The organism is Streptomyces sp. NPDC052064 (genome assembly GCF_055585925.1).
The window spans coordinates 87459-104194 of the sequence record NZ_JBVJJE010000006.1; the positions used below are offsets into that span (position 1 = coordinate 87459).

At 67.7% G+C, this 16736-nt stretch carries 12 protein-coding genes; all 12 read left to right on the forward strand.

Translation table 11 applies throughout. The annotated features are described in order from the left end of the window. Positions 1–315: 315 nt before the first annotated feature. The 12 genes from ACZ6TU_RS17700 to ACZ6TU_RS17755 all read left to right on the forward strand — a co-directional run bounded on the left by ACZ6TU_RS17700 (position 316) and on the right by ACZ6TU_RS17755 (position 16489). Positions 316–888 (forward strand): TetR/AcrR family transcriptional regulator, encoded by a 573-nt coding sequence (locus tag ACZ6TU_RS17700; RefSeq protein ID WP_469549357.1) that lies wholly within the window; start codon positions 316–318, stop codon positions 886–888. 255 nt (positions 889–1143) lie between these two features. Next, positions 1144–2301, forward strand: coding sequence for a pyridoxal phosphate-dependent aminotransferase (locus ACZ6TU_RS17705; protein WP_469549359.1), 1158 nt, complete (start codon positions 1144–1146; stop codon positions 2299–2301). Positions 2302–2812: 511 nt separating this feature from the next. Next, positions 2813–4087, forward strand: coding sequence for an ABC transporter substrate-binding protein (locus tag ACZ6TU_RS17710; protein WP_469549361.1), 1275 nt, complete (start codon positions 2813–2815; stop codon positions 4085–4087). A gap of 211 nt (positions 4088–4298) precedes the next feature. Further along, a complete protein-coding gene (locus tag ACZ6TU_RS17715) occupies positions 4299–5246 on the forward strand; it encodes a carbohydrate ABC transporter permease (protein ID WP_469549364.1) in 948 nt (315 codons plus the stop codon). After that, positions 5243–6136 (forward strand): carbohydrate ABC transporter permease, encoded by an 894-nt coding sequence (locus ACZ6TU_RS17720; RefSeq protein WP_469549366.1) that lies wholly within the window; start codon positions 5243–5245, stop codon positions 6134–6136. Before ACZ6TU_RS17715 ends, ACZ6TU_RS17720 begins: the two co-directional genes overlap by 4 nt. Positions 6137–6253: 117 nt before the next feature. Beyond that, positions 6254–7243: an alpha/beta hydrolase gene (locus tag ACZ6TU_RS17725; RefSeq protein ID WP_469549368.1), complete on the forward strand. Its 990-nt coding sequence runs from the start codon at positions 6254–6256 to the stop codon at positions 7241–7243. Further along, positions 7240–7980 carry a sugar phosphate isomerase/epimerase family protein gene (locus tag ACZ6TU_RS17730; protein ID WP_469549370.1) on the forward strand — a complete coding sequence of 247 codons (741 nt, stop codon included), beginning with the start codon at positions 7240–7242 and terminating at the stop codon, positions 7978–7980. Before ACZ6TU_RS17725 ends, ACZ6TU_RS17730 begins: the two co-directional genes overlap by 4 nt. After that, positions 7977–9071, forward strand: a complete 1095-nt coding sequence (locus tag ACZ6TU_RS17735; RefSeq protein ID WP_469549373.1) for a Gfo/Idh/MocA family protein — start codon at positions 7977–7979, stop codon at positions 9069–9071. The genes ACZ6TU_RS17730 and ACZ6TU_RS17735 overlap by 4 nt, the downstream gene beginning before the upstream one ends. 23 nt (positions 9072–9094) lie before the next feature. Next, on the forward strand, positions 9095–11566 hold the full coding sequence (locus tag ACZ6TU_RS17740; RefSeq protein ID WP_469549375.1) for a glycoside hydrolase family 2 TIM barrel-domain containing protein: 2472 nt from the start codon (positions 9095–9097) through the stop codon (positions 11564–11566). After that, entirely contained in the window at positions 11563–12213 is a 651-nt protein-coding gene (locus ACZ6TU_RS17745; RefSeq protein ID WP_469549377.1) for an RraA family protein, read from the forward strand. Before ACZ6TU_RS17740 ends, ACZ6TU_RS17745 begins: the two co-directional genes overlap by 4 nt. A gap of 42 nt (positions 12214–12255) precedes the next feature. Further along, complete coding sequence (locus tag ACZ6TU_RS17750; protein WP_469549380.1) at positions 12256–12843, forward strand: TetR/AcrR family transcriptional regulator; 588 nt, start codon at positions 12256–12258, stop codon at positions 12841–12843. Between the two features lie 115 nt (positions 12844–12958). After that, entirely contained in the window at positions 12959–16489 is a 3531-nt protein-coding gene (locus ACZ6TU_RS17755; protein WP_469549383.1) for an indolepyruvate ferredoxin oxidoreductase family protein, read from the forward strand. Positions 16490–16736: the final 247 nt, after the last annotated feature.

A 16736-nucleotide genomic window follows, 5' to 3' on the forward strand; every position in this document is an offset into this window, starting at 1 on the left:
GGCCCGGACGGACACCGAGGAAGACGGCGGGAGATCGCGCTCGGGCAGTCGCCCCGCACGACGGACCACCCGCCGCGCCGGGTCAGGCTCGTACCAGCTCCTCCGAGGCGATGACAGTCCGAATGGTGCAGCCTTGGTACCAGCTCGGCAGAGCCATACATGCAGATCGCGGCATCGGGCAAGGCCCGGCCGCTTGAGCGACTCGGACAGACGTCACTATCGTCTTGCCCAGAGGTGAGACACCTCTCTCCGATGAGGCATCCCGGGAGGCTCCCCCTGACGGTCAAGAACGAGGAACAGGGTGCTGGGCGCGGTATGCGCCGCGACGCGGTCCGCAACCGGCGCAAGCTCCTGGAGGCCGTGGGGGAAGCGCTCAGGACCGAGCCCGGCGCGATGACCATGGCGGTCGTCGCGGAGCGAGCCAACCTGTCGCTGGCCACGGCCTACCGGTACTTCCCGTCGGTCGAGGAGCTCCTCAAGGCCTACCTGCTCGGCGTTATCGTCCAGCTGCGCAATTACAGCCATGACTGCCTGAAGACCGGCCCGGACCTGTTCGAGGAGGTCGTCCGCGAGTGGGCTCGCCTGGTCCGCAGCTACGGCCCTGCCATGGTCCAGATCCGGTCGCGCACGGGCTTCCTCACCCGCCTGCGCGACAACGACGAGGTGATCACCCCGGTCCGGGACGCCTGGGAGCGCCCCATTCGCAGTGTGATGCGGCACCTGGACGTGCCGGACGATCATTTCGATCACGCGTTGTTCCTGTACAACGCCATGTTCGATCCACGCGAGATCCTGGACCTGATCAGCACCGGCCTCCCGGAGGAGGAAGCGATCAGCCGTTTGACGGCGGCCTACTACGGGGCTCTCCAGGGCTGGGCCGGCGCCTGAGGCACACGACCGGCAGCCGGTGAGGGGCGGCTCCCTGCGGGGGCCTTGGCTCAGCACCAGGAACCAACCACCCACGGCGTCTGCGGTGGGCTTCAGGCATGCCCACCGGACCACAGCGCGCCCACCGCGCACCCGCTCGGGCATGTGCAACCACCTGCCTCCGGCCGATCCAGCCGCGCCCCCACCCTTGAACCGCTCATCCCGATGTGAGAATGTGCTCGCACTTTACATCCGTCGTGACCCCATGGAGATCGGATGAGCGCCCTCCCCTCCCGAACGGCCGGTTCTCTCCCGGAACGCATCAGAGCAGCGTCGAGGCGGCCCGCAACGCTGGGCGGTGCGGTGCCGGGCGCCGTCTCTCTGGCCATGGGTGAACCAGACAGCAACACGCCGCAGCCAGTGGTGGAGGCTGCCGTCCGGGCGTTGCGCGCCGGTCGCACTCGTTACTCGCAGATCACGGGGTCTCCGGATCTCCGCCAGGAGATCGCCTCCCACCTGGCGCGTTTCCAGGGCACCAAGGCCGAACCGGCGAATGTCGTCGTCACTCACGGAGGCAGCGCCGGCCTCGCAGCCACCGTCCTCGCTTTGCTGAACCCGGGCGATCGAGTGCTGCTCCCCGAACCGACCTACTCCCTGTACGCGGACCACGCGGCCATGGCAGGGGCCAAGGTCGAGTGGATCTCCACTCGGCCGGACGGCTCGATCGACCTGCACAAACTCGCGGCGGCCGCAGCGGGTGCTCGCATGCTCATCCTGTGCAATCCCGTGAACCCCACCGGAATGGTGTTCTCCAAGGCCGATATCGAAGGAGTCGGCGCCATTCTCCGCGATCACCCCGACCTCTACCTCCTGTCGGACGAGGCATACAGCGACATCGTCTTCGACGAGATCGCGTTCACCTCCGCAGCTGAACTGATCTCCGTGCGGGACCGGGTGGTGCTCTCCGGCACGTTCTCCAAGTCGTACTCGATGACCGGTTGGCGCATCGGTTTCATCTGCGCCGCCGCCGCGGTCGCCGAGAAGATCAACCTCGTTCACCGGACGATCAACGGGCCTTTGAACACCTTCGTCCAGGACGCGGCCGTCGAGGCGCTGCGCATTCCCGACAAAGATCTGCACGCACTCTCGGCGCGCTTCCAGCGCCGCCGTGATCTGGTCATGCGGCACCTCGACGGTCTCGATGGAGTGAGCGTCGTTCGGCCTCTTGGAGCGTTCTACGCATTCCCCCGTATCGACAGCGCCCTGTCCTCCGTCGAACTCGTGCAACTGTTCGCCGACGGAGGCGTGCTCGTGCGCGCCGGGTCCGAATTCGGCCCGTCGGGCGAGGGACACGTACGCCTTTCCTTCGCCACGGACGAGACGGCACTCGAAGAGGGTCTGCGCCGCTTTACGCACGTCATCAACGCGCTTTAGCACTGCCCCCTCGATTTGGATCACATATCGGCTCGGCCGACAGCGCGTATACACATGGACCCCGGAGATCTCGAGTGCGTCACAGAGGTCCCGAAGTCCGTGATGCCCAGCGACCCTTTCAGTGAAGAGCCAAGCTTTTTACCAAAAGTCGACGAGAAAGCGTTGACAGGCGGCACACCCGACCCCATAGTCGACGCAACTGAGATTCGCTTCGCACTTCAGAGTGAGCCGCTCGGTTCGAGCGCAAGCACTCCGAGCCTCGGACGCTGCTCAGCGGGGCCGGCGCATCACGTAGGCCAGACGGGCCAACAAGGGCTGGCGCACACCTCAAGTGAAACCCCAATCGCAAGCCGTTCGGCAGTGTTCGTAGGGATGAGTCCCCGATGACGGGAAGCTCTCAACGACTCCGTGCGCGACACGCCGCTCGCAGATCAACCGGCAGGCTCCGCAAGGCGGACGGCCGACGGAAGGAGTTCCCATGGCTTCACGGTGGGTGAAGGAGGCTGGGGTCATGTTGGCCGTTGCCTCGCTCGTCACGCTCAGCGCCTGTAGCGGTTCCGGCGACTCGGGCGGTTCGAGTTCCGGCGGCAAGCCGGTGACGGTGGAGTTCTGGGGGGCGGCGGTCGGCCTCGACAAGTCCGTGGCGCTGTTCAACAAGACGCACAAGGACATCAAGGTCAAGTACAGCCAGATCCCGGCGGGCAGCATCGGTGGCTACGCCAAGATGCAGAACGCGGTGAAGGCCGGCAACGCACCCTGTCTCGGTCAGGTGGGCTACGACACCCTGTCGAACTTCATCGCCACCGGCGCGCTGGAGGACATCCACGAGTACGCCGATGCCAGCAAGGACAAGTTCGTGCCGTGGACCTGGCAGATGTCCAGCGTCGGCGACCAGGTGTTCGGCATCCCGGTCGACACCGGGCCCATGGCGATGTACTACCGCACCGACCTGTTCAAGAAGTACAAGATCTCGCCACCGAAGACCTGGGACGATTTCGCCGCGGCCGCGAAGAAGGTGCACAGCGCCAACCCCTCGGCCTACCTGACGACCACGCCGCAGGACGCCTATGACCTGGGGGCGCTGACCTGGCAGGCCGGAGGCAAGTGGTTCGGTACCGCCAACGACCGGTGGCAGGTGACCATCGACAACCCGCAGACGAGCAAGGTCGCGCAGTACTGGCAGGGCCTGCTGGACAAGAAGCTGGTCACCAGCGACCCGATGCTGGACACGGCCTGGTTCAAGAAGGTGCAGGACGGGCAGCTGCTGTCACTCGTCAGCGCCGTGTGGGCGGCTCCGCTGATCTCCAAGAATCTGCCCGAGCTGTCCGGCAAGTGGGCCGTGGCGCCCATGCCCCAGTGGTCCGCCGGGCAGCAGGCGGCCGGTAACCGCGGAGGCTCGGCGACCGTGGTGCTCAAGGGCTGCGAGCACCCGAAGGAAGCCACGGAGTTCGCGACCTGGATGAGCACCGACAGCGACAGTGTCACCAATCTGATCAAGAACACGGGCATCTACCCGGCCGCGACGAGCGGACAGCAGCTGCCTGCCGTGGACCAGCCGTCGAAGTACTTCGGCGGACAGAACATCTACGACGTGTTCAAGACAGCGGCCGCGAACACGAGCACGGGCTGGGTGTGGGGCCCGACGATGAGCCAGGTTCAGTCCGACATGAAGGACGGGCTCAAGAAGGCCGGAGCCGGGCAGGGCACCATCCCGAAGGCCGTGGCCTCCGTCCAGGACAGCACCGTCGCGGCCATGAAGGGCCAGGGGCTGAGCGTCGGGAAGTGACGCGCGCGGAGAACGACGGCTGGCGCCCGGCGGCCTTCCTGACCTGCCGGGCGTCGGCGCCGCGGCTTCGCTCCCTCGGCCCCGACATGCAGGGGCCCGTCCTCCCCCGTGCCACCGCCCGCGCCCCCGCAGGGCGACGACCAGCCCGACCAGCACCAATGACCAGCCGGTCCCTCACTTCACGGGACCACTTCACGAGCAAGGAGCAGGCATGGCGACAAGAACGCGCGACGCTCTCGCCCACCCCATCGCCGGCTCGGCAGCGAAGCGTATCCACGGCCGTGGCCACACTCGTTCCGCGGTGCTCTTCCTGGCACCGTTCGGGCTGCTGTTCACGGCGATGTTGCTCGCACCGATCGGCTACGCGGTGTACCAGAGCTTCTTCAGGATGCACCGCAGCGGCCTCGGACTGGGACCGTCGACGACTGTCTTCGCCGGGTTCGACAACTACGTGACGGCTCTGCACGACAGCCGGTTCATGTCGTCGTTCCTGCGGGTGTTCACGCTCGGCATCGTGCAGGTGCCGGTGATGCTGGGCCTGGCGCTCCTCCTGGCGCTGCTGCTGGACTCGCGTGGCGCCGTGTTCAAGAAGGTCTTCCGGCAGATCTACTTCCTGCCCTACGCGCTACCGGGCGTGATCGCCGCGATCATGTGGTCGTTCCTGTACGCACCGAGCGTCAGCCCGTACACCGCTGCCCTGCGGCACGTCGGGCTCGAAGTGAACTTCCTGTCCGACGACCTCGTGCTCGCCTCGATCGGCAACATGATGACGTGGGCCTGGACCGGCTTCAACATGCTGATCATCTACTCGGCCTTGCAGGCGATCCCCGGCGAACTCACCGAAGCCGCTGTGATGGACGGCTGTTCCGGGTGGCGGGTCGCCTGGCACGTGAAGATTCCCGCGGTACGGCCGGCACTGATCCTCACCACGGTGTTCTCCATCATCGGCACCGCCCAGCTGTTCAACGAGCCCGCGGTTCTGAGTCAGGTCGCCCCGACCGTCTCCCCGACCTACACGCCGATCCTGGCCACACAGCAGTCGGCGGACATCAACAACTACAACTACGCGGCCACCCAGTCGGTCATCCTCGCCCTGCTGACCTTCGTGCTGTCGTTCGGCTTCCTCAAGTTCACCCAGCGGAAGGGCACCTTCGCATGACGACCGTCACTCCCTCAGCAGCACGTACCGCCGCCGGGCCTCCCGGGCGACTGCGTACGTCATCGCTGACCGGCCGGGTGGGCGTGTTCGCGGTCATGGCGCTCTTCGCCCTGTACACGCTCATCCCGGTCTGGTGGCTGCTGGTCACCGCGACGAAGAACAAGGGCTACCTGTTCACCACGAACGGGCTGTGGTTCTCCCACTTCGACCTGTGGACCAACATCCGTGACGTCTTCCAGGAACAGGACGGCATCTTCGCCCGGTGGCTGCTGAACAGCGCCCTCTACAGCATCGGCGGCGCGGCGGTGAGCACAACGCTGTCGGCCATGGCCGGGTACGCGCTGGCCAAGTACTCCTTCCGCGGTCGCGACCTGACCTTCAACGTCATCCTCGGAGCCGTCCTGATCCCGGACGTCATGTTCGCGCTGCCCCTGTACCTGATGTTCAGCCAGGTCCACCTCGTCAACACCTACTGGGCCGTCTTCCTGCCCAGCATCGTCAGCCCGTTCGGGGTCTACCTGTCGCGCATCTACGCCGGAGCGTCGGTACCGGACGAACTGATCGAAGCCGCGCGACTCGACGGTGCCGGCGAGGCCCGGATCTTCTGGCGGGTCGCCATGCCGATCATGTCCCCCGCACTGGTCACCATCTTCCTGTTCCAGTTCGTCAGCATCTGGAACAACTACCTGCTGCCCCTGCTCATGCTCAACAGCGACGAACTTCAGCCGGTCACCGTCGGGCTGGCCAACTGGAGAGAAGGGGTGAACCAAGGCATCCCCTACAACATCACCATCACCGGCGCGTTCCTCTCGGTGATCCCTCTGATCGTCGCGTTTCTCGTCCTGCAGCGGTTCTGGCGCTCCGGACTGGCCGCCGGGAGCGTGAAGTAGGCCTGCCCGCCCGGCATTCCGGCCGGCCACGCGGCTGAGCGGAGCGGACATCCCCCGCCGCCTCCCGCCTACGCGCGCTACAACCCGCTTCCCCCTCTCCCTTGGAGACCTGATCTGATGGCCCTGCATCCCAGCATTTCCGCCCGGCTCAGCCTGATCGAGGACCTCCCGTCCTGGCGCGAGGCACTCGCCGATCCGGCTGTGCAACTGCGCCTCCACGAATACCGGAGCTGGAAGGCGGCACCGGCACTGCCCTCCGTCGGAATCAGCGACGAGATCATTTCCGGCCCGCACGGCCCGATTCCCGTCCGCGTCTACCGGCCGCCGTCAGCACCGCAGCGGCCTCGCCCTGGCCTGGTGTGGGTGCACGGCGGCGGATGGGTCTTCGGCAATCTCGACATGCACGAGGCCGACTGGACCGCCCGCGAGGTGTGCGCCAGGGCCGACGCCGTGGTCGTGAGCGTGGACTACCGGCTCGCGGTCGACGGCGTGACCTATCCGGTGCCGCACGACGACGTCGTGGCGGCCGTCCGATGGGTGCGCGACAACGCCGCGGTGCTCGGGATCGACCCCGGCCGGATCACCGTCGGCGGCGCGAGCGCGGGCGCGAACCTCGCCTCAGGAGCCGTACTCCGCCTGCGAGACGACGACAACTGGCTGCCCGCCGCCCTGGTACTGGCCTATGCAGCCATGCACTCCGTCCTGCCGCCCCTGTCCCCGCCGCTGACCGAAGCGTTTGCGCGGTTGCCGCGCATGGTCCGGATCCTGCCCGAGGACGTGGCCGAGATGACGGGCAACTACCTGGGCGGCACGCCGGATCCGCACGGCTACGCCCTCCCCGCCAACGGCGTCCTCGACGGCCTCTGCCCCACCTTGCTGCTCGACGCCGAGTACGACGATCTGCGCGCGAGCAGCGAGGCGTTCGCGGCCGCTCTCGTGGAGGCGGGCGTACCCGAGCGGCACGTCACGGTGCCCGGCGTACTGCACGGCTTCCTGAACCTGCCCTCCTCAGTTGAACCGGTGGACCACGCGCTCGCCGCCCTGGCCGAGACGGTGACAACGGCTCATGCGGGAGAACTCGCGCTGGACCAGGGAGAACGCGAATGACGGAGCGCCTGTACTCAGTACAGCTCTATACGCTGCGCAACGCCATCGAGACCGACCTTCCGGGGACGCTCGCGCGTGTTGCCGCGATGGGATTCGAGAACGTGGAGCTGTGGAGGTTCGAGCAGTACCGGGACGCGTACCGGCGTGCGCTGGCCGAGACACCGCTGTGTCCGCTCAGCGCGCACGCGAGCCTTGTCGATGGGAATGCTTCCGCAGCTGTCCGCGTGGCAGCAGGGCTCGGAATCGGCACGCTCATCGAACCGAACATCGTCGCTCAGCGCTGGACCACGCGGGCGGACATCGAAGCGGCAGCTGCGAGTCTGAACGCCGTCGCGAGGCTCGCCCGGGACGAAGGCGTCACCATCGGATACCACAACCATGACCACGAGGTCCGTCAGGACTTCGGCGGCAGGACCGGCCTCGAAGTCTTCGCGGAGGCGCTGGACGAGGACGTCGTCCTGGAACTCGACACCTTCTGGGCCGAGGTCGGTGGCGCTTCCGCCGTGGAGTTGATCTCCCGGCTCGGGGCGCGCGTCAGGTTCCTGCACCTCAAGGACGGCCCGTACACCACGACCCTCCTGGAGCAGCAGCCGGTCGGCCAGGGTGCGATGCCGGTGGCGGACATCCTGAAGGCCGCACCGGACGCGGTCCGCATCGTGGAACTGGACGACTACGCGGGCGACCCGTTCGAAGCCGTGCAGCAGAGCCTGCGTCACCTGGTGGAGGTCGACCGATGAGCTCGAAGCGGGTGGGTGTCGGGGTGATCGGTGCCGGCGTCATCAGCAGCCACTACCTCGAGAACCTGACGCGGTTCCCTGATCTGAACGTGGTCGCGATAGCGGACCTCGACCAGGAGCGCGCCCGTGCTCGTGCGCGGGAGTTCGGGTTGCGGCACCTGCTCGTCCACGAGCTCCTGGCCCACGACGACATCGAGATCGTGCTGAACCTCACCGTCCCCGCCGCCCACTTCGACGTGTCGGCCCGGATCCTCGCGAGCGGCAAGCACGTCTGGAGTGAGAAGCCCTTCGCCATCAGCCGCCGCGACGCACGGTTGCTGCTGGACAAGGCCGGTCGGCGAGGACTTCGCGTGGCCTGCGCGCCCGACACGTTCCTCGGTGGTGCCCTGCAGACGGCACAGCGAGCGGTCCTCGCGGGCCGCATCGGCGAACCGAAGAGCGCGCTGGCGATCATGCAGTCCCCGGGGCCGGAAGGCAGCCACCCGAATCCCGCTTTCTACTACGACCAGGGAGCCGGCCCGCTGCTGGACATGGGGCCGTACCACGTCACCGCGCTCGTGCAGACCATGGGTGCCGTCCGGCGCGTGAGCTCGGTTTCCTCAACCGCACGAGCCGTCAGGCGCGTCCTCGTCGGCGCGGGCGCCGGGACCGAGTTCGACGTGCGCGTACGGAGTCAGCACATGGCCCTGCTGGAGTTCGCCTCCGGCGCAAGGGCGACGCTCGTCACGAGCTTCGATTCGGGCATCCGCCGCGACCTCCTCGAACTACACGGCACGGAAGCCTCACTCGAGGTCCCGGGCCCCAACCGCTTCGCTGGAACAGGCAGGTTCGTCCCTCTCCATGCGGAACCGGAGGACGTACCCGCTGTCGGGTCCACGTGGGGCCGGGGAGTGGGGGTGCTGGAACTCGCTCGCTCGATACGCGACGACGTACCGGAACGCGCCTCCGGCGCTCTCGCCTGCCACGTTCTCGACGTGCTCCTCGCCATAGAGGAGGCGGCACGGGCCGGGACACCGCTGACCCTCGAATCCACCGTGGCATCGCCGGCCCCCCTGGACGAGAACTGGGACCCCACTGCCGCGACCCTCTAGAACGATCGAGCAAGGAAGTTTCAATGATCCGCATCCCGTTCAACGACGCGTGGCGCGTCGGCCCTCTCGTGTCCGTTCACGAGGCGATCGTGGTCGCCGGTGCCGGTGAGGAAGAAGTCACCCTGCCGCACGACGCCATGCTGGGGGGAGGGCGGTCCGCGGAGAACTCCGGTGGACCGCAGACGGGCTACTTCCGCGACGGAAAGTGGACCTACGAGAAGCAGTTCGACGTTCCGGAGGAATGGGCGACGAAGCGAGTCACCTTCGAGTTCGAAGGTGTCTACCGCGATGCGATGGTCTATCTCAACGGTGCTCTCGCCGGACAGTGGGCAGGCGGATACTCCCGCTTCCACGTCAGCGCGGACCCGTTCCTGAAGTACGGCCAGGCCAACACCGTCCGGGTGGACGCACAGGCACACCAGGACTCCCGCTGGTACTCGGGGGGCGGCCTCCATCGTCCCGTCAGCATCCTCGTCGGCGATCTCGTCCACGTCACGCCGACCGGCCTGCGAGTGACCACACCGGACATCGACGCCGATCTCGCCACCGTGGTGGCGGCGACCGAGATCGTCAACGAGGACGTCTCGGCCCATGTGGTGGAGGTGCTTCTCGAGATCCAGGACACCGCGGGCGAGGTCGTGGCATCCGACCGGTCCCGGGTCACGCTGCCGGCCGGCGACACGATCACCACCCATCAGCGGGCCTACGTCCAGCGGCCGTCACTGTGGAGCGTCGAATCGCCCCACCTTTACCACGCGTCCGTGCGCCTCCACGACGACAGCGGTCCGCTCGACGAGGCAGCCACACACTTCGGTATCCGCACCGTCACCGCCGACCCGATCCGCGGCCTGCGGATCAACGGCGAGACCGTCAAGCTCCGTGGCGGTGCGATCCACCACGACAACGGCATCCTCGGCGCCGCCGACTTCGCCGACGCCGCCGAGCGGCGGGTGCGGATGCTCAAGGCCGCGGGCTTCAACGCCGTACGCTCCGCGCACAACCCGATGAGCGTCGCCCTACTCGACGCGTGCGACCGTCTCGGCATGCTCGTCATGGACGAGCTGTTCGACGTGTGGACGGTCGCGAAGTCCGGTGACGACTACTCGCGCAGATTCCCGCAGTGGTGGGAACGCGACGTGGACTCGCTCGTGGCGAAGGACTTCAACCACCCCAGCGTGATCATGTACTCGATCGGCAACGAGATCATCGAAGCCGGAACCCCGCACGGTACGCGCCTGGGCCGCCGCATCGCCGACCGGGTACGCGCGCAGGACCCCACCCGCCTGGTCACCCATGCCCTCCAGGGCATGTACATCGCCCGAGACAAGATCCCCGCGCTGAAGGCGGAACTGGGGCAGGACGCCGCCCCTGTCCGGGGTCTGAACGACTACCTGGGCCAGGTGACGCATCTGATCGACGCCCTGATGGCCTCGCCAGTCGTCGGTGAGCGGCTCACCGAACCCGCCTCGGTTCTCGACGTCGTGGGTCTCAACTACGGCGAGAGCCGGTACGTGCTGGACAAGGAGGCCCACCCCAACCGCGTGGTCGTGGGCTCGGAGACGTTCCCGACGAAGATCGACCGGCTGTGGCAGCTCGTCACCGAGAACTCCCACGTCATCGGCGACTTCACCTGGACCGCATGGGACTTCCTCGGCGAGGTGGGAACCGGCCGGCACGTCTATCCCGAGGACCAGCAGGTGCACCGCGCCCCCTACCCGTGGCTCACCGCCGAGTGCGGGGACATCGACATCATCGGGCAGCGTCACCCGATCTCGTTCTACCGCGAGATCGTCTACGGGCTCACACAGACGCCCTACCTCGCCGTGAGACGCCCCCGCGAGGACGGCTATGTCATCAAGCCCAGGGCATGGACCTGGACCGATGTCTTCCCCAGCTGGACCTTCGACGTTCCTGTCGGCTCGCCGCTCCATGTCGAGGCCTACGCGGCGGCGGAGGAGGTCGAGTTCCGGCTCAACGGCACCACCGTCGCGACCGTGCCCGTCGGCACCGAGCGGAACTTCGTCGCCGAAGCCGACGTACCCTACGAGCCCGGTGTCCTGGAGGTCGTGGCGTACCGCGACGGGGCGGAGGTGGGACGCTCGGCGCTGCGCACTGCCGGCGAACCCACGCACCTGAGCCTGGAGACGGACCGCACCGAACTCCGCGCCGATCCGCAGCGGTTGGTCCACATCGACATCACCCTGATCGACGACAACGGTGTGCTCAACCCGAACCGGGACACAAAGATCACGATCCAGGTCGACGGTCCCGGGGTCCTCCAAGGATTCGGGACGGGAGCTCCGTTCACCGAGGAGAGCTTCCTCGACGATTCCGCCACTTCGTTCAAGGGGCGTGCCCTGGCGATCGTCCGGGCCACCGGGGAAACGGGACGGATCACCGTCACAGCCCGGGCGCACGGACTTCCGGACGCCTCCCTCGAGATCGACGTCGTCCAGGCACCCACTCATCACGTGACAGGGGAAGGACAGAAATGACCTACGCGCCGACATCGGCCGGCTCGCCCAACATCGAGGTCGGCCCGAAGTGGCAGCGTCCTGACGGGGAGTTGCTCGCGCAGTTCCAGCGGCACTCGGTCGCGAACATCGGTGACGCACTCGGGCGCCTCGGCATGCCCGACGGTGGCATCACACCCCTCTGGGACGGCTGCCGTGCCGTGGGCAGCGCCCTGACGGTGCTGACGGTCGCCGGAGACGATCTGGCCGTGATCGACGCCGTCGCGCACATCGAACCCGGCGACTTCCTCGTCATCAACGGATTCGGCTACCCGGGCCGGGCGGTGATGGGCGACATCCTCACCCAGTACTTCTCCTCGCGGGGAGCCGTGGGAGCGATCGTCGACGGAGCGGTCAGGGACCGCGACGAGATCCGGCAGCAGCAATTCCCCGTGTGGTCGCGTTCGGTCACGCCGGCAGGGCCGTGGAAACACGGCCCGGGAGCCGTCGGGACGCCCGTCGCCATCGGCGGTGTCGTCGTCAACCCCGGTGACGTGGTCGTGGCCGACGCCGACGGCATCGTCGCCGTGCCCCTGAAGAAGGCGTACGACATCGCCGCCGAGCTGACGCAGATCGCGGAATCCGAGCAGGGCATGCGCACGCAGGCCCAGCAAGCGCCCACGAAATGAGCCGCGTACATGAAGAGGACGCGCATGCGCAGGGATCAGCGGATGAACAACGCCAAGCTGATCCAGGCCGCCGCAGAGCTTTTCGAGCGTTGCGAGCAGCCGATCAGCCTCGCCGACATCGCTCGGCAGGCGGATGTGTCGGTCGCGACGGCTTACCGGCACTTCGAGTCCGCGGACGACGCCCTCAGTGCCTACCGACGGGACATCGTGAGCAAGTTCCGCGATCACAGTCTCGAGCAGCCGAGCAACGGTCTGGCCCTGCTCGAGAGTGTGTGCGGCTTCTGGGTGGATCTCATCCTCGCCGAAGGCGCGGCGCTGGTGCACCGCCGGTCGTCGGAAGGGTTCCTCGCGCGGTACAAGGCCGATGAGCCGTACCTGGAAGGCCAGGCGGAGGCCCTCGCCCGCCCCATCCGCGAACTAGTGGCGATTCTCGGGGTCGGCGAGCTCGTCGGCGTCGAGGACGAGGCCGCCTTCCTGTGGAACGTCCTCTTCGACCCCCGGGAGATCTTCGATCTCCGAGACACGCTCGCTCTGTCGCCCGCGCAGATCACGCACCGACTGGTATCGGCGTTCCGCGGCGCGCTGCTCGGCTGGGCGACTGCGCGGCTGACCGAACCGGTGCCCCGGTGAGGAACTCCGTTGCAGATCCCGGCCCTGCCCGGCCCTGAGGCAGCCGGCGGAACTCGCCGTTCACCGGCCGTCAGAGGGCCGGCAGCGGCCTCGAATCGTTGTCAGGAAGAGGACGATGACCGCATCCATCACCGAGGCGAAGCAGCCGGGCGGCCGACGCTTCCGCCTGGAAGACCGCTACCTGCGTGAAGAAGGCGTCCTGCACCTCTCCGGGATCCAGGCCCTCGTCCGCGTCCTCCTGGACCGATCCAGGCATGACCGTCTGAACGGACTGCACACCGCGACGTTCGTATCCGGGTACGAGGGATCACCACTCGCCGGGTACGACATCGAGTTGGCACGGCGCGAGGCGTTGCTGCACGAGCACGACATCATCCACAAACCTGGGCTCAACGAGGAACTCGCCGCGACCGCCGTCATGGGCAGCCAGTTGGCCGGCCAGATCGGAACCTCACGGTGCGACGGCGTCGTGGGCATCTGGTACGGCAAGTCCCCCGGCCTCGACCGCGCCTCCGATGCCCTGCGCCACGCGAACCTGGTGGGCACAGGCCCCTCAGGCGGCGCTGTCGCGCTGGTCGGCGACGATCCGGGAGCCAAGTCGTCCAGCGTGCCGTGCGCCAGCGAGGCGACGCTCGCGGACCTGGCGATCCCGACGCTGTACCCGGCCGATGCGCAGGACGTCCTCGACTTCGGGCTGCACGCGCAGTTCCTCTCCCGGGTCAGCGGCCTGTGGTCGGGCCTGAAGATCACCACCGCGGTCGCGGACGCGGCGTCCACAGCCGTTGTGGCGCGCGACCGGATCTCGGTCGTGGAGGGCGACATGGGCGCCGGCCCGCACAAGCCGAGTTCGATGCTCCTGGGCTCCGATCTCATGGCGCTCGAGCGCAGCCTGCACGACATCCGGCTCCCCCGCGCCGTGGAGTACGCCCGGCTCAACCGCCTCAACCGCCTGGTCCAGCGCGGGCCGTCGGACAGGATCGGCATCCTGACGTCCGGCAAGACCTACCTCGACGTCCGCGAGGCCCTCCGCATCATCGGTCTCACCGACGAGGACCTCGCACGGTACGGGATCAGGATCCTCAAACTCGGCATGATCTTCCCACTCGAACGTGACGCCGTCATCGAGTTCGCGGACGGCCTTGACCAGGTGGTGGTCGTCGAGGAGAAGCGGCCGTTTCTCGAAGCCGCCGTCAAGGAGACCCTCTTCGGCCGCCCCCATGCCCCGTTCGTCCACGGCAAACAGGACAAGGACGGGCGGTCGCTGTTCAGTCGCTCGGGAGAGCTCGACGCGGACAGCATCGCCGCCGGGCTGTCCAGGGTGCTCGCGCAGCTCGGTGTCGAAGCCGCCCGCGCATGGCGTCAGCGGCCCAAGGCCCGTACGGCGTCGGCGCTGCCGCTCCTGGCCCGCAGCCCGTACTACTGCTCGGGGTGCCCGCACAACACCTCGACCACCGCCGGCGGGGACTCGCTGGTCGGCGCGGGGATCGGCTGCCACTCCATGGTCGTGTTCATGGATCCCGAACAGGTCGGCCCGGTCGTCGGCATGACTCAGATGGGCGGGGAAGGAGCTCAGTGGATCGGGATGGAGCCGTTCGTCGACGCAGACCACTTCGTGCAGAACATCGGGGATGGCACTTTCGTGCATTCGGGCAGCCTGGCCGTCCGGGCGGCGATCGCCGCGGGGGTGAACGTCACGTTCAAGCTGCTCTACAACGGGACGGTCGCCATGACCGGCGGCCAGGACGCCGCCGGCGCCCTGCCGGTCGACCGGCTCGCCGCCACGCTCCTCGACGAAGGCGTCACCAAGGTGATCATCACGACCGAGGACCGGGCCCGCATCCCGCGGGCCCGGCTTCCGAAGTCGGTGAAGGTTCTCGACCGGGCCGCGATCGAGGACGCACTGGCGGAGCTCAAGGCCACCGCCGGTGTCACGGTCCTCATCCACGACCAGGAATGTGCCGCCGAGAAGCGGCGTGCCCGTCGGCGCGGCAAGGCCCAGGCCCCGACGACGCGAGTCTGGATCAACGAGCGTATCTGCGAGGGCTGCGGTGACTGCGGCCGCAAGTCGAACTGTCTGTCGGTTCACCCGGTCCCGACCGAGTTCGGCCGCAAGACCAGGATCGACCAGTCCTCGTGCAACCTGGACTACTCGTGCCTCGACGGCGACTGCCCGGCGTTCATGACCATCACGCCCGCCGGCAAGCCGAAGCACGCGGAACCTCCCGCCCTCGATGCCACCGATGTGGCCGAGCCGGCCCGCACGGCCGGTGCCGGCTCCTTCGGCATGCGGATCACCGGGATCGGGGGAACGGGCATCGTCACCGTCTCCCAGGTGCTGGCCACCGCGGCCGTGATCGACGGCCGCCACGCGCGCAGCCTCGACCAGACCGGTCTCGCCCAGAAGGGCGGAGCCGTCGTCTCCGACATCAAGATCACAGAGGGTGTCGTGGAGCAAGGGGCCAAGATCGGCGAGGGGCAGTGCGACCTCTACCTCGCGTGCGACCCGCTCGTCGCGGCCGATCGGAAGCACCTGTCCGTCGCCGCCCCGGACCGCACCGTCGCCGTCATGACCACGACCGAGATACCCACCGGGGAGATGGTGGTCGACACGGCAGTCAGCTTTCCGGCTCCCGATGCCGTGCGCCATGCCGTCGGCGGTGCGACGCGCCAGCTCGTGGCTCTGGACTCCGGCTCACTGGCCAGCCAGCTCTTCGACGACGAGCAGTACGCCAACATGCTGCTGGTGGGAGCCGCGTACCAGACCGGGCTGCTGCCGATGTCGGGTTCGGCCATCGAAGAGGCCATCGCACTGAACGGCGTCGCCGTCGACCGCAACGTGCAGGCCTTCCGGCGGGGCCGCCAGGCGGTTGCCGACCCGGAAGCGCTGCGTGCCGCGCTGACGGGCTCGGCATTCCCGGAGGCGGGGCCACGACTCGCCGCCGGAACCACCGAGCTCGTGGCCTCGGTCACCGATGACGAGGAGTCGGAGCTGCATCGTCTCCTCACCGTGCGCGTGGCCGACCTCATCGACTACCAGGACAGGCGCTACGCCCGCACGTACGTCGACTTCGTCAAGGCGGTGGCGGTCGCGGAACACGCTGCCGTCCGTGGTTCCACCGAGTTGACAGAGGCGGTCGCCCGTCATCTCCACAAGCTCATGGCGTACAAGGACGAGTACGAGGTGGCACGGCTCGCCCTCGATCCCGTCGTGGACGACCACATCACCGCAACATTCGGAAGCGCGAGCCGACGCTCCTACCGGCTGCATCCGCCTGTTCTGCGCGCCGCGGGCATGAAGAGGAAAGTCGCTCTGGGGAGCTGGTTCCGTCCGATCCTCAGCCTGCTGCGAGCACTGCGGCGCGTTCGAGGGACCCCCCTTGATGTGTTCGGACTTCAGCACATGCGACGGATCGAGCGTCAGCTCGTCGACGAGTACCGCGAGTCGATCAACGCCGCGCTCGGGCTCTTGAACGAAAGAAACCTGGCCGAGGTCCGCCGACTCGCGGAGCTGCCGGATGCCGTTCGCGGATACGAAGGCGTCAAACTCGCGAACGTCGAGCGCTACCGGGCCGACAAGGCCCGCATACTTCGTGAGCTGCAGGAGAGCGCGGACCCCGAGCCGACGGGCGCCGGACAGGGCCGTTGAACTCCGTTGAACTCCGTCGCGTAGCGAGTGCGGTGCCAGGCGTATCTCCGACGCAAGGTCTCCCGCGAACGGTCCTTGCGCGGGACGTCGGCGTGGGAGAGCGTCGGCATCTGCGCTGCGCAAGGGCCATCGCGGCAGGCACACACTCCTTGAGAACAAGGGAATACGGTCGTGAGGCGTGTGAGTGTCAGCTGTGCCGGGGCGGAGCGTGCTGGACGGGGGAATGGCCCCTGTGGACCAGATGGCA

What these genes read in the sequence shown, in the direction of transcription:
- ACZ6TU_RS17700 (WP_469549357.1), top strand. Translation starts at nt 316, where the DNA reads ATGCGCCGCGACGCGGTCCGCAACCGGCGCAAGCTCCTGGAGGCCGTG.
- ACZ6TU_RS17705 (WP_469549359.1), top strand. Translation starts at nt 1,144, where the DNA reads ATGAGCGCCCTCCCCTCCCGAACGGCCGGTTCTCTCCCGGAACGCATC.
- ACZ6TU_RS17710 (WP_469549361.1), top strand. Translation starts at nt 2,813, where the DNA reads ATGTTGGCCGTTGCCTCGCTCGTCACGCTCAGCGCCTGTAGCGGTTCC.
- ACZ6TU_RS17715 (WP_469549364.1), top strand. Translation starts at nt 4,299, where the DNA reads ATGGCGACAAGAACGCGCGACGCTCTCGCCCACCCCATCGCCGGCTCG.
- ACZ6TU_RS17720 (WP_469549366.1), top strand. Translation starts at nt 5,243, where the DNA reads ATGACGACCGTCACTCCCTCAGCAGCACGTACCGCCGCCGGGCCTCCC.
- ACZ6TU_RS17725 (WP_469549368.1), top strand. Translation starts at nt 6,254, where the DNA reads ATGGCCCTGCATCCCAGCATTTCCGCCCGGCTCAGCCTGATCGAGGAC.
- ACZ6TU_RS17730 (WP_469549370.1), top strand. Translation starts at nt 7,240, where the DNA reads ATGACGGAGCGCCTGTACTCAGTACAGCTCTATACGCTGCGCAACGCC.
- ACZ6TU_RS17735 (WP_469549373.1), top strand. Translation starts at nt 7,977, where the DNA reads ATGAGCTCGAAGCGGGTGGGTGTCGGGGTGATCGGTGCCGGCGTCATC.
- ACZ6TU_RS17740 (WP_469549375.1), top strand. Translation starts at nt 9,095, where the DNA reads ATGATCCGCATCCCGTTCAACGACGCGTGGCGCGTCGGCCCTCTCGTG.
- ACZ6TU_RS17745 (WP_469549377.1), top strand. Translation starts at nt 11,563, where the DNA reads ATGACCTACGCGCCGACATCGGCCGGCTCGCCCAACATCGAGGTCGGC.
- ACZ6TU_RS17750 (WP_469549380.1), top strand. Translation starts at nt 12,256, where the DNA reads ATGAACAACGCCAAGCTGATCCAGGCCGCCGCAGAGCTTTTCGAGCGT.
- ACZ6TU_RS17755 (WP_469549383.1), top strand. Translation starts at nt 12,959, where the DNA reads ATGACCGCATCCATCACCGAGGCGAAGCAGCCGGGCGGCCGACGCTTC.